The sequence below is a fragment of the Staphylococcus edaphicus genome, from assembly GCF_002614725.1.
GTDB classification, from domain to species: Bacteria; Bacillota; Bacilli; order Staphylococcales; family Staphylococcaceae; genus Staphylococcus; species Staphylococcus edaphicus.
The window spans coordinates 1-16,321 of record NZ_MRZN01000004.1 but is presented as its reverse complement, the minus strand read 5'-3'; the positions used below and the strand labels follow the sequence as shown (position 1 = coordinate 16,321).

Here is a 16,321-nt window from a genome sequence, read left to right as displayed (position 1 = left end):
TACATGGCAAAGTATTTTTTTCCAAGTTCATTCTTACTGTTTTTAGGGAATTGGATTGGACAAATTACGTTAAATTGGTATGTATTTTCTTTATATCATAACGCAATTTATCTTGGATTAATCAACTTTTTCCGACTCGTGCCTATTTTACTCATAAGTGTATGGGCGGGAAATTTGGCAGACAGATGTGAAAAAGGAATTATTTTAAAAATAACAGTATTTGCTTCTTGCTTCTTAACGTCTATACTTTGCATTTTAACATTTCAAGTGCCAAAATTACCCATAATTGTATTTTTGATTTATGCACTTGGGCGGGGAATTATGAGTGCAATAGAAACTCCAGTTCGCCAAGCTGTTTTGCCTGATTTGACAGAAAAATTAACGACAACCCAAACTGTTTCCTATCATTCGTTTATAATCAATATTTGTCGATCTATTGGTCCGGCTATTGCTGGTTTTATAATGGCAACTTATACCGCAGAAATAAGTTTCGGTGTGCAAGCTGTCTGCTATCTTATTTCACTCATACTTTGCTTGCCGTTGAATTTCAATAGTTATATCAGAACAGAGGCCAATTCAGAAGTAAGTATGAAATATGTCGTGAACTATTTTAAAGAAAATATAGAAGGTGGCAGAATTTTTGTAACATCGCTATTAATCATGGCAACTGGCTTTACATATACGACGTTATTACCGGTCTTAACTGACACAACATTTCCAAATCAAGTGACTATTTTTGGAAGTGCCATGACCTGCTGTGCAATAGGCGGTATTATCGCCACAATGATATTGCCTAATATTTTAGATAAAATTTCAATGGTAAAAATGTACTATATTAGCTCTGTTCTATTTGGCCTATCACTTCTCTGTATCGTCAGTAGTCAAACTTGGCTATTATTTGCCTCTTTATTCTTTATAGGCCTTTTTAGTCAATGGGCTCGTACAACGAATAGAATATATTTTCAACATCGAGTAGATCCGAATCATAGAGGGAAGATACTTAGTATAATCATGATGGATAGAGGTATGATTCCTTTAGGGGCAATGGTAATGAGCTTCTTAGCAGAATTTGTGGGCATTATAGAGACTTTCATAATTATGGGGACAGTTACATTGATGATTGCATTGATCTTCGGTGTGATTACTAGACAAAGAAAAAATGGAGGCAGTATTGTATGATGTATCAAACATGGTATTTAGCAGACAAAAACGTACAATATCGTTTGTTTAACGCAATTATTAAAGAACAAATATTCCCTGAAAATATGTACTGTAATTCATACGATCACTTTGTTGAGTTACAATATCATGGACAAGTGTTGAAATTACAAAAAAATAGATACAGTGCTATGGAAAGATATGAATTTTCTGGTGCCATCACGTATATAAAAGGTAAAGTTGAAACTGAAATTACTTCATTAGAACAACTTTTAACAGTTCTCGACAGCCATTTTGATATTCCAATTAGTAACAGGTTAACGGAAGAATTAATTTCTAGTAGAGAAGGCTTTGCATTAACGTATGAACATTTTAATCATAGACAATCATTAATTCATGCGACACTTAAATTTTCAAAAATGCCAGAAACAATTAATTTCTTTTCATGGCTTCAACATATGGTGGATTCAGAACAAATTAATGATTTAAGTTACTCAGAAAGTTTAGTAATAGAAGGACACCCAACACATCCATTATCTAAGACAAAATTGCCTTTAACGACAGAAGAAATTAAACAATTTGCGCCAGAATTTGAAAAGGTTATCGCACTTCGAATTATGCTTATTCATAAACATAATTGCATAATAACTTCTATGGAAAATGATAGTGAGTTTTTGTTAGACAAAGTTATGCCTGAATATCGATATAAATTAAAAGCATATTTAGAAGCGCTTGATTTGGAATTAAAAGATTATAGCGTGATTATTGTACATCCATGGCAATATGACAATGTTATTCCTTATAAATTTGTAGAATGGATTGAATCTAAACTTCTTTTACCAACACCGTTCGAAATCGAAGCAAGAGCAACATTATCATTTAGAACAATGCAACTCATAGGCAAACCATTTCATGTAAAATTACCTGTCGATGTACAAGCTACGAGTGCGGTAAGGACAGTATCAAGTGTCACAACAGTTGATGGACCTAAGCTCAGCTATGAATTACAGGACATGTTGGCCATATATCCCCAACTACAAGTTGCTATGGAACCTTTTGGTATACATGCTAATACAGAACCTGATACTGCACGTCATTTAGCATGTATTGTAAGACATCAACCGCTCATTGCTGATAATGGAACGACACTTGTAACTGCGAGTTTGGTCAATAGAAATCCAGTAGATTATCAAGTAACAGTAGACAGTTATTTGAATTGGGTCAATCATGCAATTACTGAAGATGCTATTAAAAAGTTTCTTAGTATTTATACCAAAACTTTAATTGAACCTTTAATAGCTTATATACAAGACTACGGTCTTGCATTAGAAGCACACATGCAAAATACAATTGTCAATTTAGGTCCGAATTATCAAATGAAATTTATTATAAGAGACTTAGGCGGTTCAAGAATAGATTTATCAACACTTCAACAAAAATTACCAAATATAAGTATCACCAATAAGAGTTTAATTGCAGAAAATATAGAAGCGGTCATTGCTAAATTCCAACATGCAGTGATTCAAAACCAAATTGCTGAACTTATCTATCACTTTTCACGGTATGATGATGTTGAAGAAGCTGAATTGTTCGCAATCGTAAGTGAAATTGTAGAACAGGCAATCGATCCTCATAAAGCACATGCACATATGTTAAAGCAAGTATTATTTGGCCCTACAATTACTGTCAAAGCATTATTACGGATGAGAATGGAAAGCAAAGTAAAACAATATGTAACAATAGATTTGAGGAATCCGATATTTAAAGAGGTGTAATGTATGGCACAAATAAAAGTTAATTTATCAAAAATAAAATATAATGCGCAGGTTCTATCTTCGCTTTTCAATGAAAATCATATAAGATTTACACCTGTTATTAAGTGTGTTGGAGGAGACAAACGCATTGTACAAACATTAAAGGACAACGGATTAACACATTTTGCAGATGCGCGTATTGAAAATATAACTAAAAGTAAAGATGCTGATTTGTCATTTATGATGATAAGAACACCCAGTCAAAATGAATTGATAGATGTCGTACAGCATACTGATATCAGTATTCAAACTGAAATAACGACTATCCGCCGATTAAATAAAATTGCTGAAGAACAGGAGGTTAAACATAAGATATTATTAATGGTGGATTGGAAAGATAGTCGTGAAGGCATACTTACATATGACATTATAGATTACATAAATGAAATCTTGTATATGCATCATGTGTCTGTAGTTGGTTTAGCGTTTAACTTCATGTGTTTTCAATCGATTATTCCGACAGAAGAAGATGTTTCTTTGATTAATCAATATGTAGAGTCAGTGGAACGAGAAACAAATATGAAATTTTCAATTATCTCAGGTGGTAATTCTAGCATGTTAACTCAAATGCTTTATCGAGATTTTGGAAGAATCAATGAGTTGCGTATAGGTGAGACTTTATTCAGAGGAATAGAAACGACAACGAATCAACCGATTGCATTTTTATATCAAAATGCTGTCATATTAGAAGCAGAGATTGTGGAAATTAAACCAAGAATGGATATTGCTAGTGGACATCAATATTTACAAGCTATTGTGGATATGGGTAATTTAGACACAGTTGTAGAAGATATTAAACCTTTACATCATCGCATAAGGATTATAGGTGCCACGAGTGATCACGTAATGCTAGATTTATTAAATCAAGATCACTATCAAATAGGCGATAAAATACAATTTAGTTTAGGCTACAAAGCATTGGCACAAAGTATGTATATGGTCAATCTTGAAAAAATTTATAATAAAGATGAAGCAATAGAAAAACTATGCTGCAATTTTAATGTAGAAAAATCAAATAGGTCTTAAGTTTTAATAAAAAAGTTAAAAATTATTATTGACAACGATAACCATTCTCAATAGAATTATATACGTAATGATACATATATAAGGAGTGAAAACGATGAAGCATAGTTATAAGATTATGGGTATCCTGTTTTTAACTTTAACAATTGTCATGTTGGCTGCCTGTGGTAATGTCAGTGATAATGATTCGAGTAAATCGGATAAAAATAATGACAATAAAGATGGTGTGACAATCAAGCACGATGGGGGTACGACTAAAGTTGCCAAAAATCCGAAGCGTGTAGTAGCACTTGAATTCTCCTTTGTTGATGCATTAGCTGCTTTAAATGTTAAACCAGTGGGAGTGGCAGATGATGGAGATAAGAAGAGAATCTTAGAACCAATTCGTAAAGAAATTGGAGATTATACATCTGTAGGCGCTCGTAAGCAACCCAATTTAGAAGAAATTAGTAATCAAAAACCAGACGTCATTATTGCTGATACAAATAGACATAAAGGTATTCAAAAAGATTTAGAGAAAATTGCTCCAACGATCATGTTACCAAGCTTTGATAGTGACTATAAAGATAATATAGAAGCCTTTAAGACGATTGCTAAAGCAGTTGGTAAAGAAGATAAAGGTACAGAGAGACTTAAAGAACATGATAAATTAATGGATAAATACAGCAAAGAAATTTCAATGGATAAAGCACAACCTGTGTTGCCAGCTGTAGTAGCTAAGTCTGGTTTGTTAGCACACCCTGAGAATACGTATGTAGGTGAATTATTAAAAGAACTAGGTTTTAATAACGCTTTAAATAAAACAGAAACGGATAATTTATCTAAATACCTGAAAGGTCCTTATTTACAATTAAATGCTGAAGTATTATCAGATATTAATCCTGGACGCATGTTTATTATGGCGGACAAAGGTGAAAATGATCCGAATCTTAAAAAACAAGAAAATGATCCTGTATGGAAAGACTTAGATGCAGTGAAAAATAATCGTGTTAGCGTAGTGGATCGAAATACGTGGGCACGCGCGCGTGGTATCATTTCTTCAGAGGAAATTGCTAAACAACTAGTAGAAATTTCTAAAGAAGAGAAAAATGATAATCAACAAAAGTAAGGTGACAGGTAAATGACTAAATCAAATAGCATTAACCAGACAAACGCTATAGAACAAAAGACGCAAAAACGTACAGCACTCACATTTATTGTGAGTGTGTGTGCGCTTTTTGTCATTATATACTTCAATTTAAGTATTGGTGCTTCACATATTACATTGAATGATTTCATAGATTATGTAAGTCACGATACCAATACAAAGCATACATTTTTAATACATAATGTTCGCATGCCACGAATGTTCGCAGGTTTATTTATTGGTGCTGCACTTGGAGTGGCAGGTCTGTTAATGCAGGCAATGACGAGAAATCCGTTAGCATCACCTCAAATATTCGGGGTAAATGCAGGCGCTTCGTTTGTAATTGTCTTTATTACGATGATAGCACCTGTTTTCTCTGCTTATGCAACGATACTTGCATTTATAGGTGCATTTATAGGTGGGGTGACGGTATATATACTATCCGGATCAACAAAAGGCATGACACCAGTTAAACTAGCATTAGCTGGTATGGCTATTCATTTATTCTTTTCTAGTTTAACTCAGGGAATCATTCTCTTAAATGAAGATGCTACATCAACAGTCATGTTTTGGCTTGTAGGGTCTTTATCAACAATACAATGGCCACAAATTATAGGAATTATACCGTGGCTTGTGATCGCGTTTATAGGTGCAATTGCGATTGCAAAGCAACTTACTATCATGGAACTAGGTGAAGATTTAGCTACTTCACTTGGACAAAATGTTAAAGTGATAAGAATTATCACGGGATTATTAGTCATTGTACTTGCTGGCGCCTCGGTTTCAATTGCTGGACCCATTGGATTTGTTGGTTTGATTGTACCGCATATTGTCAAACATTATATAAGGACGGATTATAGATTGATGGTCCCACTGACAATGATTGTAGGTGCAGATTTATTATTGCTATCCGATGTGTTGAGTCGATTGATTGCGTTCCCTTTTGAGTCTCCTGTAGGGATTGTTACTTCATTTGTTGGCGCATTGTACTTCTTATTAATAACGGTTAAAGGAGTTGATAGACTATGAGCGGTAAATTCGTGATGCGTTATAGTATCGTGACGATTTTATTAATTATTTCTGCAATCGCATCATTGTCTATCGGAGCCGTATTTATTAATCCAATTGAAGCGGTAAACAGTTTATTTAGGCATGATAATTTTATTTTAAATGAGTATAGAATCCCTAGAATGTTTTTGGCTATTATTGTTGGTAGTAGTTTAGCTATCTCTGGTTCACTGATTCAAGGTGTAGTTAGAAATGCACTAGCGTCGCCAGATGTAATTGGTATAACAAAGGGCGCGAGTTTATCGGCAGTAACGATTATTATGGTATTTCCTTCCGCTCCTTTATTTATCTTACCGTTTGGATCTTTTGCTGGGGCATTATGTATCAGTTTAATATTAACAGTACTTATATCTAAATTTAATGTCCAAGGATCAAAACTTGCACTCATAGGCTTAGCTATTGGTGCAATTTGTACAGCGATAGTTCAATATTTATTAATACGGAATCCAATGGATGCTAATACTGCATTAGTATGGTTGACTGGTAGTCTTTATGGGCATAGCATGATGAACGTTTGGGTTATTTTGCCATGGTTTATCATAACGCTGCCAATCATTTTGTATTATTGTCACCAGCTCGATATTTTGTCTTTAGGTGATGATATTGCAACTGCACTAGGTACGAAAGTGAAAAAGATCAAAATGATATTGTTGCTATTAGCAGTTATATTAGCAGGTGCTTCAATATCTATTGTAGGTGGACTTAGTTTTCTTGGATTAATTGCACCACATATTGCGAGAAGCATTGTGGGGCATAAACATATGCACATTACAATGATGTCCGGATTAATAGGTGCTTTGCTTCTGTCAATCAGTGACTGTTTGGCTAGAGGGATATATCCTCCACTGGATATTCCGGTAGGTGTAATTGTTGCAATCATAGGTGTTCCTTACTTTTTATTCTTATTAAGGAAAATTTAATCAAGGAATTATGATTAAAATTGCAAAAGTAAACGCATTCATATAAAGTAGAATTAATTCTATGCACAATAGAATTGATTCTACTTTTTTAAAATAACAATAAAAAGACACAAATTACCAATTTACATATTTATACATAATAGGTTATAATTATAGCTGTTGTTTTTTTAAAATGTACATTAAATTAAACACCATAGGGGTGAATAGAGTGAATCAATATAGTAAAGCGCAGATTATACGCGGTAGACTTAAATTTATTATCATGTCTTTATTTGGAATAATTTTATTCTTGATACCAATCACTGTGACTGAAGATGGCGAAAAGCAAACAACATTACCTGTAGCATTTTTGGCAGGACTTTTAAAAGATATGATTGGAAATGCAATGCCTTTGGTTATTGTGATCATTATTACGATTTCAGGTATTTTATCAATACTATGTTCTACTGTATTTAAAAATAAACTAGCGCCAGATGGATTAATGTATAATGCATTTAATGTTAAATTTGTATGGTTATTTTTAAGAATATTAGCAGTCGTTTTTGTGTGGATTACATATTTGAAAATTGGGACTAAGGTAATTTATTCTGCAGATACAGGTGGACTTGTATTTGAAAGCTTATTACCAACCTTGGTTACAGTATTTTTCTTTGCTGCATTATTTTTACCATTACTTATGGAATATGGTTTGTTAGAATTGTTAGGCCCAGTATTTAGACCGATAATGAGGCCATTATTCACATTACCGGGTCGATCAACCGTTGATAATTTAGCATCATTTATCGGGGATGGCACGGTAGGTGTATTAATTACAAGTAGACAATATGAAGAGGGCTTTTATTCGAGACGTGAAGCAACTGTGATTGCAACTACATTCAGTGTTGTATCACTAACATTTGCAATTGTAGTAGCTGATACAGTACACATGCAAAATCATTTCTTCTATTTTTATTTAACGGTTATTATCTCATGTTTAGTGTGTGCATTTATATTACCGAGAATTTGGCCACTCAAATCTATTAAAGATGAGTATGCTAAAGAGGTTTCTGAAGATATGAGAACTGAAAAGTTACCTGAAAATAAAACTGCGCTTGGACATGGATTTGATATGGCCACGGAAACAGGAATTAAAGCACCAGGCTTTAAATTATTTTTTAAATCTGGTTTTAAAACGGTTATTGATATGTGGTTTGTCATTTTACCTGTTGTTATGAGTGTGGGTACATTGGCAACAATAATTGCAACCTATACACCGCTATTTGCAATTATTGGTAAACCATTCGTACCTTATCTAGAGTTATTGCAAATTCCAGAAGCAGTACAAGCATCTGAAACAGTGCTAATTGGCTTTGCTGATATGTTCTTACCTTCTATTTTAATTGAAGGTGTAGGGAATGACGTAACACTATTTGTAGTTGGTGCCTTGAGTATCACTCAGTTAATTTACCTATCGGAAGTAGGCGGTGTGATTTTAGGTTCTAAGATACCGGTGAACATTTTTAAACTTTTCATTATTTTCTTAATTAGAACAATCATTGCCTTACCAATTATTTCATTAATGGCACATTTATATTTTAACTAAGGTCGTTAAAAAGCAAATAGCATAAAAAGGAGCAGCGACACATAATGAGTCGTTGCTCCTTTTATGCTATTGAAATAAATAATGGCATGAGTTTAACTAAATTAATGGTTAGAGTTTAGAAATTACATTTGCTTTAACAACTTTATTGCCTAAAATAGGAGAATCCTCATTTTCAGTTGTTGATTTTCCTTCATGGGCTTCTTTAAAAGCATCACTCTTTAGCCAACCATTAAAGTCCTCTTTGGTATCCCACCAAGTATTTATATACATTTGATCATAATCTTCTTTGTTATCTATAAGCCATACCTCTACTTTTTGAAAGCCTTTTAATTCTTGGATTTTGCCACCTTGTGTAAATTTGGGCGCCATTTTTTCTGCAAATCCTTTTTTTACATCTATTCTATTTGTAACAACGTACATGATGTACACCTTCTTTCATAAGTATAAATCTAGTATATCATGGTTAAGTCTAGAAAATAATTGAGAATACTTATTAATTAGAAGATTTGTCTAACTACCATAATTACGATTTAAGTTAGTAATACTATATATCAAATAAAGGAAACATCGAAAAAAAGCGCTACTGAAAGTTAATTTAACTTTCAATAGCGCATTTATATCAATAGATAGTTATCGTAATTTGAATGATTACTTAGTAACTTCATTATAGACTTTTTGATCATTTTGAGTATAAATAATGTATTCATGGTCATCAGTATCGATAATAACACGGTTTGTTTTACCGAATGTAGAACCTATTCTTGAAACTTTATCTCTATCAAGTTTTGGTACCTCATGGATATTTTGATCTTGTGAAATATTCTTAATATCACTTGTTGGTATTTTAATATCTGCAACTCTCCATTGAATTCTTACTTCATTGTTATCTTTTTTTACTGTCATTGCCATTACGTGAACACATCCTTTAAATAATTTGTAACTACATCATACAATATATTGCAAACGGTTTCAAGTCATTGTGTGATACTTTTTAAAAATAGGTTATACTCATAGAAAAATACGAAAGTACGTTCGCGTTGTTAATGTGAATATGATAAAATAATAGTGATAAGGAGAAGTGAAAATGACAGGTAAAACACATGCGTCGTGCGGCTTATTAGTCGGAGCTTTAACTATAGAATATTTTCATACAGATTTGTTTACATCAGTTACGGTTATTACACTTGCAATCATTTCAAGTTTAATACCTGATATTTGTCATACACAAAGTAAAATTGGAAGCCGATTTAAACTAATTAGTTTTTTTATTAGAATGATATTTGGACACAGAACATTTACACATTCATTGCTATTTATTGTAATTATCGTATGTTTACTTTACATCATACAAGCACCAATATACTATTTGACTACAATTATTCTAGGTTTGCTCTCGCATGTTATACTAGATATGTTAACGCCAAGAGGTGTTAAGTTATTTTACCCGATACCATTGAGTGTGAGATTTCCGTTGGTATTTAAGACGGGTGGACTAGTAGATTTGTCATTGGCTAGTGCATTGGCGATTGGTGCAATTTATGTTGTTTTCCAACCATTTTTTAACAACCTATTGATGAATTGGTTATAATTATGGTTGTGCTAAGAATCATAATAATATAGAGTACATATAGTGAAATTATATATCCAAAGTATAAATAAGATATAAAATTTATCTAATTTATTGGATATTAAGGAGAGAGAGCATGCTAGATAAGAAAGCGTTAGAAAAGTTTAATCAAGAACATCTTATTGAGTTTGAAAAATTAATGAGTTCAAATGAAAAAGAACAATTATCTGAAAAACTTGATGCATTAAATTTAGCAGATATTAAACGTATGTATAACGATTTATACGTGAATAAAAGCGTCATTGATGACGTTTCTTCTATTAATGAAGTAAAATATGATATTAAAAATGAATTTTCAACGGATGAAATTGAACAGTATGAGAAAATTGGTCTTGATGCGATTAAACAAGGCAAATTTGCAGTCTTATTAATGGCTGGCGGACAAGGAACAAGGTTAGGATACAAAGGACCGAAAGGTTCGTTTGAAATAGAAGATACGAGTTTGTTTGAAATTCAAGCGAAACAATTACTTGCATTAAAAGAACGAACTGGCCAATTTGTAGACTGGTATATTATGACAAGCAAGGTAAATGATAAGGAAACACAACTGTATTTTGAATCTAAAAATTACTTTGGATATGATAGACAACATGTACATTTCTTTGTACAAGATAACATTGTCGCTTTATCTGAAGATGGTAAATTAGTATTAGATGTGGATAGCAATATTCTTGAAACACCTAATGGTAATGGTGGTGTTTTTAAATCATTAGAAAAAGCGGGTTATTTAAATGAAATGATGGAAAATGGTGTCGAGTATATTTTCTTAAATAATATTGATAATGTACTAGTTAAAGTCTTGGATCCATTATTTGCTGGCTATACCTTCCAAAACAGTATGGATATAACTACTAAATCTATACAGCCTAAAGATGGAGAAAGTGTTGGCAGACTAGTGAATGCTAATCAAAAAGATACAGTTTTGGAATATTCGGAATTAGATCCAGAAGTTGCTAATGAGTTTAATAATGCGAATATTGGTATTCATTCATTTAAAGTTACTTTTATTAATAATGTCGTGGATAATGAATTGCCTTATCATTTAGCGATCAAAAATTTAAAACAATTAGATGAAGATTTTGGAGTTATTGAACTTCCAACTTTAAAATTTGAACTTTTTTATTTTGATATTTTCCAATATGCGCATAGTTTCCTAACTTTGCAAGTACCAAGGGATGAAGAGTTTTCGCCTCTTAAGAATAAGGAAGGTAAAGATAGTGTGGAAACAGCGACGGCGGATTTAAAACGCATGAATTTGATATAGAAGGTAGGTTACATGCATGTCTCATTCAGTAGAAGCTGAAGATAATAAAGTAGTTAAAACATTTAAAGACATTATGCCTTTAACTTTTGGGGAAGAAATAGGTAATTCAGTCTCCCATGGTATAGCTGCTTTTATAGCGTTATGTGCGTTGCCTTATGCAGCGATACATAGTTTTCTTGATTACGGCGTGTTAGGTGCATTTAGTGTATCACTTTATGTCATAAGTATTTTTTTAATGTTTATATCATCAACGGTATACCACGCAATGCCTAACCAATCGGCACATAAATATATACTGAGAATCATAGATCACGGTATGATATATGTGGCTATTGCAGGAACCTATACACCAATTTGTTTAACATTAGTGGGTGGTTGGATTGGTTGGTCATCCATGGTAGTCTTATGGGGCATCACGATATGGGGCATTTTGTATAAATCGTTGGCAAAAAATGTTAATCATAAGTTAAGTTTAATTATGTATTTAGTAATGGGATGGATTGGTGTGCTTTTTTTACCAACAATCATTTTTGATTCATCATTATTATTTATGCTATTTATACTGTTTGGTGGTATAGCCTATACAGTAGGTGCTTGGTTTTATGCACAAAAAGACCATCCGTATTTCCACATGATATGGCATTTTTTTATTGTTGTTGCATCAGTATTTCATTTTGTAGCAATTATATATTTTATGTAACATGGTAAATGCTGTTAACAATGTCTATTGATGTTGTTAGCAGCATTTTTTAATGAACGATGAATTGTATGTGTATGAGTGAAAAGAAATTTCTAAATAAATATATTGAACTTATAAATAAATCATGATTAAGTAGTAATGATATGGTAAGAAATTTTAAGGGTTAGGAAGTAATATATGAATATAAGATCATTAGGAATTATGATTGCGTTGATATTAATTATGTTTATGTCAGCGATAGAAACCTCAATTGTCTCTTTGGCTTTGCCAACTATAAAAAGTGATTTAAATGTAACTTCATCTATCTCATTAATATTTGCAGTATATTTTACTGCAATAGTTATAGCGAATCCTATCGTTGGTGAATTGTTAGATCGTACCAAAATAATATATATTACACTATTTGGACTTTTACTGTTTACTTTAGGTAGTCTGTTTTCAGGACTAAGTAGTACGTATACTATCTTAATTCTATCCCGTTTTGTACAAGGTTTAGGTGCCGGTGTCATGATGGCATTAAGTCAAATTGTCCCGAAACTTGCGTTTGAGATTCCATTACGTTATAAGGTTATGGGTATTGTTGGCAGTGTATGGGGCATATCAAGTATCATAGGCCCAGTTTTGGGTGGTGGTATTTTGGAGTTTGCTACGTGGCATTGGTTATTTTTCGTGAATATACCTATTGCAATTTTCGCGATGTTACTTGTGATTATTACATTTCATTTTGAAAATGAAAGTTCATCAGCAACATCTAAATTAGATGTGAGGGGCCTATCTTTATTTTATATTTTTGTATTCTTTTTGATTTTTGCAGTAATGTACACCTCGAATATATACTTGAATGTGATTTCAATCATATTAGCATTAATTGTTGGCATTATATTATATAGGAATGAAAAGACAATAAAAACACCGTTTATTCCTGTAAAAGAGTTTAATAAAATGATTGTATTAATATTTTTTACTGATTTTGCTTATGCCATTATACTTATGGGATACAACTTATATATGCCGATTTATTTACAAGAGGATGTTGGTTTATCACCCTTGCAAAGTGGATTTGTTATTTTCCCAATTTCATTTGCTTGGTTAGTATTGAATTTTAATCTTGATAAATTGGAAGCTACAATGACTAGAAAAACATTATATTTATTTGCGTTTACATGTTTGATGCTTTGTGGCATTTTGGTGCTTATCGGTACAGAGTCACCAGTTTTTATTGCTTTTAGTTTATTGTTAGCAGGGATTAGTTTTGGTACAGTTTATACTAAAGATAGTGTCATAACACAAGAAGAAACATCTCCAAAAAATATGAAACGTATGATGTCATTATATACACTAACAAAAAGTTTAGGTAATTCAATGGGATCAACCATTATGGGCTATGTTTATGCATTTTCGTTCACAATTTTCGGCTTACATATTCATAACATTATCTTAGTGAGTCTTGTTATATTAATTACGCTTATCATATTGTGGTCGCTTATGTATAAGGAGCAGGATAGACGAATCTAAGAATCGCTCAAAAGTTTAAACAAATGTACAGTTTAATTGAATATAAGATTTGGATATGTATTTGGTGGTGCATCATTATAATGATAATATATAAATGCATTCATTCACGCTAAAAATTGCAAGATTATCTTTAACTATAAAGTGAATCAATAATTAGAAAGGGAGGACAGTAAGCAATGAAATATTTTAAGTATTTATTAACAACGCTTATTGTACTTTCTGTATTTATTATTTCTGGAGCCATTTTTTTAACATTTTTAGGTTTTGGCTTATATGGATTGAGTAGAATTTTGATTTATTTTCATCTTGCTTATTTTGGATATAATAAAAATTTTTATGATAATTTGATTTATTATGGAAGTTATATCGTTTTAGGCTATTTCAATTTATTTATTGTTGAAAATCTAATGGACTATTTTAGAAAAAAATTACCTGAAAATCCATATTTTCAAGGACTTACTTTTCAATTAATTACTTTTTCAGTAACTACATTGTTATTTTATTTTATCGTACATTTACACTATACCTATATAAATATAGACTTTTGGGTAATCGTGGTAATTATTGGATTTTTATTCATATGTAAAGAAATATTTTATCCCGATAGCAAAAATCTGAATCAAAAAAATAGATAGCTATTAATAAATCAACATGGTAAAAGTGTTCAATAATTTATTTATATTATGAATTAAACGTAATGCGAATGGGTAGTTTAAAGTCAATTGCGGTTAGCCTATTATTCTGATTTATGAATAAATTGAGCTAACTGCTTTTTTATTAAGTAAATTAAATTTATACTTAGTGTAAGCAGTTAAAGCAAACTATAACTATATTTGTTAGAATATAAATGATATTTAAAATAAGAGGGGGACGCTTTGTGTTAACGATAGAGCAAGTTAAAGGGCTTGTTGGAGAATTAAAAGACCCAATAATAGATGTACCATTAAAGGAAACAGATGGCATAGTAGAAGTTACTATAAAAGAAGAAATAGAGCATATCAGTGTGAAAGTAGCGATGGCTCAATTAGGTGGTCAACCACAATTAGACTTACAAATGGCTATAGTAGAAGTATTAAAAGAAAATGGAGCTAATACTGTAGGTATTAGATTCGAAGAGCTACCTAGCGATGTCGTTGAACAGTATCGTGGATCTGCTCAAAATGAAAATCAAACGATAGAAGGTTTGCTTTCAAAAGATAATCCTGTTGAATTTATCGCTATCGCATCCGGAAAGGGAGGCGTTGGTAAGTCAACAGTTGCGGTAAACTTAGCAGTATCATTAGCACGTGAAGGCAAAAAGGTGGGATTAGTTGATGCCGATATTTATGGTTTCAGCGTTCCAGATATGATGGGCATAGATGAAAAACCAGGTGTGCAAGGGAAAGAAATTATTCCAGTAGAGCGTCATGGTGTTAAAGTAATTTCCATGGCATTCTTTGTAGAGGAGAATGCGCCAGTTATTTGGAGAGGACCAATGCTTGGTAAAATGTTAACTAATTTCTTTGTAGAAGTAAGATGGGGGGATTTAGATTATCTAATCTTAGATTTACCACCGGGCACTGGTGATATAGCATTAGATGTACATACAATGCTACCTTCAAGTAAAGAAATCATTGTTACAACACCACACCCAACAGCGGCATTTGTTGCAGCACGTGCAGGAGCAATGGCTAAACATACAGAACATTCGATTTTAGGTGTGATTGAAAATATGTCTTATTTCCAAAGTAAGGAAACAGGAAATAAGGAATATGTATTTGGTACTGGTGGTGGAGAAAAACTTGCCGAAGAGTTACAAACAGATTTACTAGGACATCTTCCGTTAGAACAACCATCTTGGAATCCAAAAGATTTTGCTCCATCAATCTATCAACCAGATGATCGTCTTGGTGAAATATATCAATCAATGGCCCAGCAAATTATTAATAAAACAACAAAATAAGCATTAATAGGTAGCGGATAGAAATTATTTTAATTTCTATCCGTTTTTTCATTGCAATTTTTTTAATAGATGATAGAATAGTTTCTTGTGACAAACAATTGCTTATTAACTAAGTGAGAAAGAAATTATAAAAATTTTAAATAAATATTGACTTTCCTTTGTGAAATTGATATTATTTAAAAGTCGTCAAAAACGGCGACAACATTATTTAAACAAGTTATGAAAAGTGTAAAAAATATACTTGAAATCATGTAAATGATAATTTAATATTGTTAAAGTAGTGTTAAAGATGCATTAAGAAATACTAAATTTTTGTTGACAAAAGTTTAACAAAAATGGTATGATATTAAAGCAACTATTCAAATGAACATTGAAAACTGAATTGCAATATGTCAACGTTAATTCCGAACGCAACATTAAATTGTTGGTTCAAAACAAGTGTTAGAGATAACACAAATTAGTATTTTATGAGCTAATCAAACATCATAATTCATTTATGGAGAGTTTGATCCTGGCTCAGGATGAACGCTGGCGGCGTGCCTAATACATGCAAGTCGAGCGAACAGATAAGGAGCTTGCTCC

Annotated in this window: 15 protein-coding genes and 1 rRNA gene; 14 read left to right on the top strand and 2 right to left on the bottom strand. The window is 32.1% G+C overall.

Translation table 11 applies throughout. The features are described 5' to 3' along the window. Positions 1 to 3: 3 nt before the first annotated feature. The 7 genes from BTJ66_RS03635 (at position 4) to BTJ66_RS03605 (ending at position 8,691) form a co-directional block, all read left to right on the top strand. Positions 4 to 1,179: an MFS transporter gene (locus BTJ66_RS03635; protein WP_099089636.1), complete on the top strand. Its 1,176-nt coding sequence runs from the start codon at positions 4 to 6 to the stop codon at positions 1,177 to 1,179. Beyond that, positions 1,176 to 2,933, top strand: a complete 1,758-nt coding sequence (locus BTJ66_RS03630) for an IucA/IucC family protein (RefSeq protein WP_099089635.1) — start codon at positions 1,176 to 1,178, stop codon at positions 2,931 to 2,933. The genes BTJ66_RS03635 and BTJ66_RS03630 overlap by 4 nt, the downstream gene beginning before the upstream one ends. Positions 2,934 to 2,936: 3 nt before the next feature. Then, complete coding sequence (locus BTJ66_RS03625; RefSeq protein WP_099089634.1) at positions 2,937 to 3,998, top strand: alanine/ornithine racemase family PLP-dependent enzyme; 1,062 nt, start codon at positions 2,937 to 2,939, stop codon at positions 3,996 to 3,998. A 94-nt stretch (positions 3,999 to 4,092) separates the two neighbouring features. Then, a complete protein-coding gene (locus BTJ66_RS03620; protein WP_099089633.1) occupies positions 4,093 to 5,103 on the top strand; it encodes an ABC transporter substrate-binding protein in 1,011 nt (336 codons plus the stop codon). Positions 5,104 to 5,115: 12 nt separating this feature from the next. Then, the gene (locus tag BTJ66_RS03615; protein WP_099089632.1) at positions 5,116 to 6,150 is read left to right on the top strand and encodes a FecCD family ABC transporter permease; all 1,035 of its coding nucleotides are present in this window, start codon (positions 5,116 to 5,118) and stop codon (positions 6,148 to 6,150) included. Beyond that, positions 6,147 to 7,109 carry a FecCD family ABC transporter permease gene (locus tag BTJ66_RS03610; protein ID WP_099089631.1) on the top strand — a complete coding sequence of 321 codons (963 nt, stop codon included), beginning with the start codon at positions 6,147 to 6,149 and terminating at the stop codon, positions 7,107 to 7,109. The genes BTJ66_RS03615 and BTJ66_RS03610 overlap by 4 nt, the downstream gene beginning before the upstream one ends. Positions 7,110 to 7,317: 208 nt before the next feature. After that, positions 7,318 to 8,691 carry a YjiH family protein gene (locus BTJ66_RS03605; RefSeq protein WP_099089630.1) on the top strand — a complete coding sequence of 458 codons (1,374 nt, stop codon included), beginning with the start codon at positions 7,318 to 7,320 and terminating at the stop codon, positions 8,689 to 8,691. 108 nt (positions 8,692 to 8,799) lie between these two features. Here the strand turns inward: BTJ66_RS03605 and BTJ66_RS03600 are convergent, their stop codons facing one another. Both BTJ66_RS03600 and BTJ66_RS03595 read right to left on the bottom strand, forming a co-directional pair. Then, positions 8,800 to 9,111 (bottom strand): heme oxygenase, encoded by a 312-nt coding sequence (locus tag BTJ66_RS03600; protein WP_099089629.1) that lies wholly within the window; start codon positions 9,109 to 9,111, stop codon positions 8,800 to 8,802. Between the two features lie 228 nt (positions 9,112 to 9,339). Then, positions 9,340 to 9,600, bottom strand: coding sequence for a SunI/YnzG family protein (locus tag BTJ66_RS03595; protein WP_099089628.1), 261 nt, complete (start codon positions 9,598 to 9,600; stop codon positions 9,340 to 9,342). Between the two features lie 175 nt (positions 9,601 to 9,775). Between BTJ66_RS03595 and BTJ66_RS03590 the strand changes: the two genes are divergently transcribed. The 7 genes from BTJ66_RS03590 to BTJ66_RS03560 form a co-directional block, all read left to right on the top strand. Continuing rightward, complete coding sequence (locus tag BTJ66_RS03590; RefSeq protein WP_099089627.1) at positions 9,776 to 10,279, top strand: metal-dependent hydrolase; 504 nt, start codon at positions 9,776 to 9,778, stop codon at positions 10,277 to 10,279. 115 nt (positions 10,280 to 10,394) lie between these two features. Continuing rightward, a complete protein-coding gene (locus tag BTJ66_RS03585; RefSeq protein ID WP_099089626.1) occupies positions 10,395 to 11,582 on the top strand; it encodes a UTP--glucose-1-phosphate uridylyltransferase in 1,188 nt (395 codons plus the stop codon). 16 nt (positions 11,583 to 11,598) lie between these two features. After that, positions 11,599 to 12,282 carry a PAQR family membrane homeostasis protein TrhA gene (trhA, locus tag BTJ66_RS03580; protein ID WP_099089625.1) on the top strand — a complete coding sequence of 228 codons (684 nt, stop codon included), beginning with the start codon at positions 11,599 to 11,601 and terminating at the stop codon, positions 12,280 to 12,282. Positions 12,283 to 12,459: 177 nt separating this feature from the next. Further along, positions 12,460 to 13,797 (top strand): multidrug efflux MFS transporter SdrM, encoded by a 1,338-nt coding sequence (gene sdrM / locus BTJ66_RS03575; protein ID WP_099089624.1) that lies wholly within the window; start codon positions 12,460 to 12,462, stop codon positions 13,795 to 13,797. A 176-nt stretch (positions 13,798 to 13,973) separates the two neighbouring features. Next, positions 13,974 to 14,432 carry a SepA family multidrug efflux transporter gene (locus BTJ66_RS03570; protein ID WP_099089623.1) on the top strand — a complete coding sequence of 153 codons (459 nt, stop codon included), beginning with the start codon at positions 13,974 to 13,976 and terminating at the stop codon, positions 14,430 to 14,432. Positions 14,433 to 14,674: 242 nt separating this feature from the next. Next, complete coding sequence (locus BTJ66_RS03565) at positions 14,675 to 15,739, top strand: Mrp/NBP35 family ATP-binding protein (RefSeq protein WP_099089622.1); 1,065 nt, start codon at positions 14,675 to 14,677, stop codon at positions 15,737 to 15,739. 493 nt (positions 15,740 to 16,232) lie between these two features. Continuing rightward, positions 16,233 to 16,321: ribosomal RNA gene (locus BTJ66_RS03560) — 16S ribosomal RNA — on the top strand; the annotation flags it as partial.

What these genes read in the sequence shown, in the direction of transcription:
- BTJ66_RS03590 (WP_099089627.1), top strand. Translation starts at nt 9,776, where the DNA reads ATGACAGGTAAAACACATGCGTCGTGCGGCTTATTAGTCGGAGCTTTA.
- BTJ66_RS03600 (WP_099089629.1), bottom strand. Translation starts at nt 9,111, where the DNA reads ATGTACGTTGTTACAAATAGAATAGATGTAAAAAAAGGATTTGCAGAA.
- BTJ66_RS03625 (WP_099089634.1), top strand. Translation starts at nt 2,937, where the DNA reads ATGGCACAAATAAAAGTTAATTTATCAAAAATAAAATATAATGCGCAG.
- BTJ66_RS03570 (WP_099089623.1), top strand. Translation starts at nt 13,974, where the DNA reads ATGAAATATTTTAAGTATTTATTAACAACGCTTATTGTACTTTCTGTA.
- BTJ66_RS03595 (WP_099089628.1), bottom strand. Translation starts at nt 9,600, where the DNA reads ATGGCAATGACAGTAAAAAAAGATAACAATGAAGTAAGAATTCAATGG.
- BTJ66_RS03585 (WP_099089626.1), top strand. Translation starts at nt 10,395, where the DNA reads ATGCTAGATAAGAAAGCGTTAGAAAAGTTTAATCAAGAACATCTTATT.
- sdrM (WP_099089624.1), top strand. Translation starts at nt 12,460, where the DNA reads ATGAATATAAGATCATTAGGAATTATGATTGCGTTGATATTAATTATG.
- BTJ66_RS03620 (WP_099089633.1), top strand. Translation starts at nt 4,093, where the DNA reads ATGAAGCATAGTTATAAGATTATGGGTATCCTGTTTTTAACTTTAACA.
- BTJ66_RS03615 (WP_099089632.1), top strand. Translation starts at nt 5,116, where the DNA reads ATGACTAAATCAAATAGCATTAACCAGACAAACGCTATAGAACAAAAG.
- BTJ66_RS03610 (WP_099089631.1), top strand. Translation starts at nt 6,147, where the DNA reads ATGAGCGGTAAATTCGTGATGCGTTATAGTATCGTGACGATTTTATTA.
- BTJ66_RS03630 (WP_099089635.1), top strand. Translation starts at nt 1,176, where the DNA reads ATGATGTATCAAACATGGTATTTAGCAGACAAAAACGTACAATATCGT.
- BTJ66_RS03635 (WP_099089636.1), top strand. Translation starts at nt 4, where the DNA reads ATGGCAAAGTATTTTTTTCCAAGTTCATTCTTACTGTTTTTAGGGAAT.
- trhA (WP_099089625.1), top strand. Translation starts at nt 11,599, where the DNA reads ATGTCTCATTCAGTAGAAGCTGAAGATAATAAAGTAGTTAAAACATTT.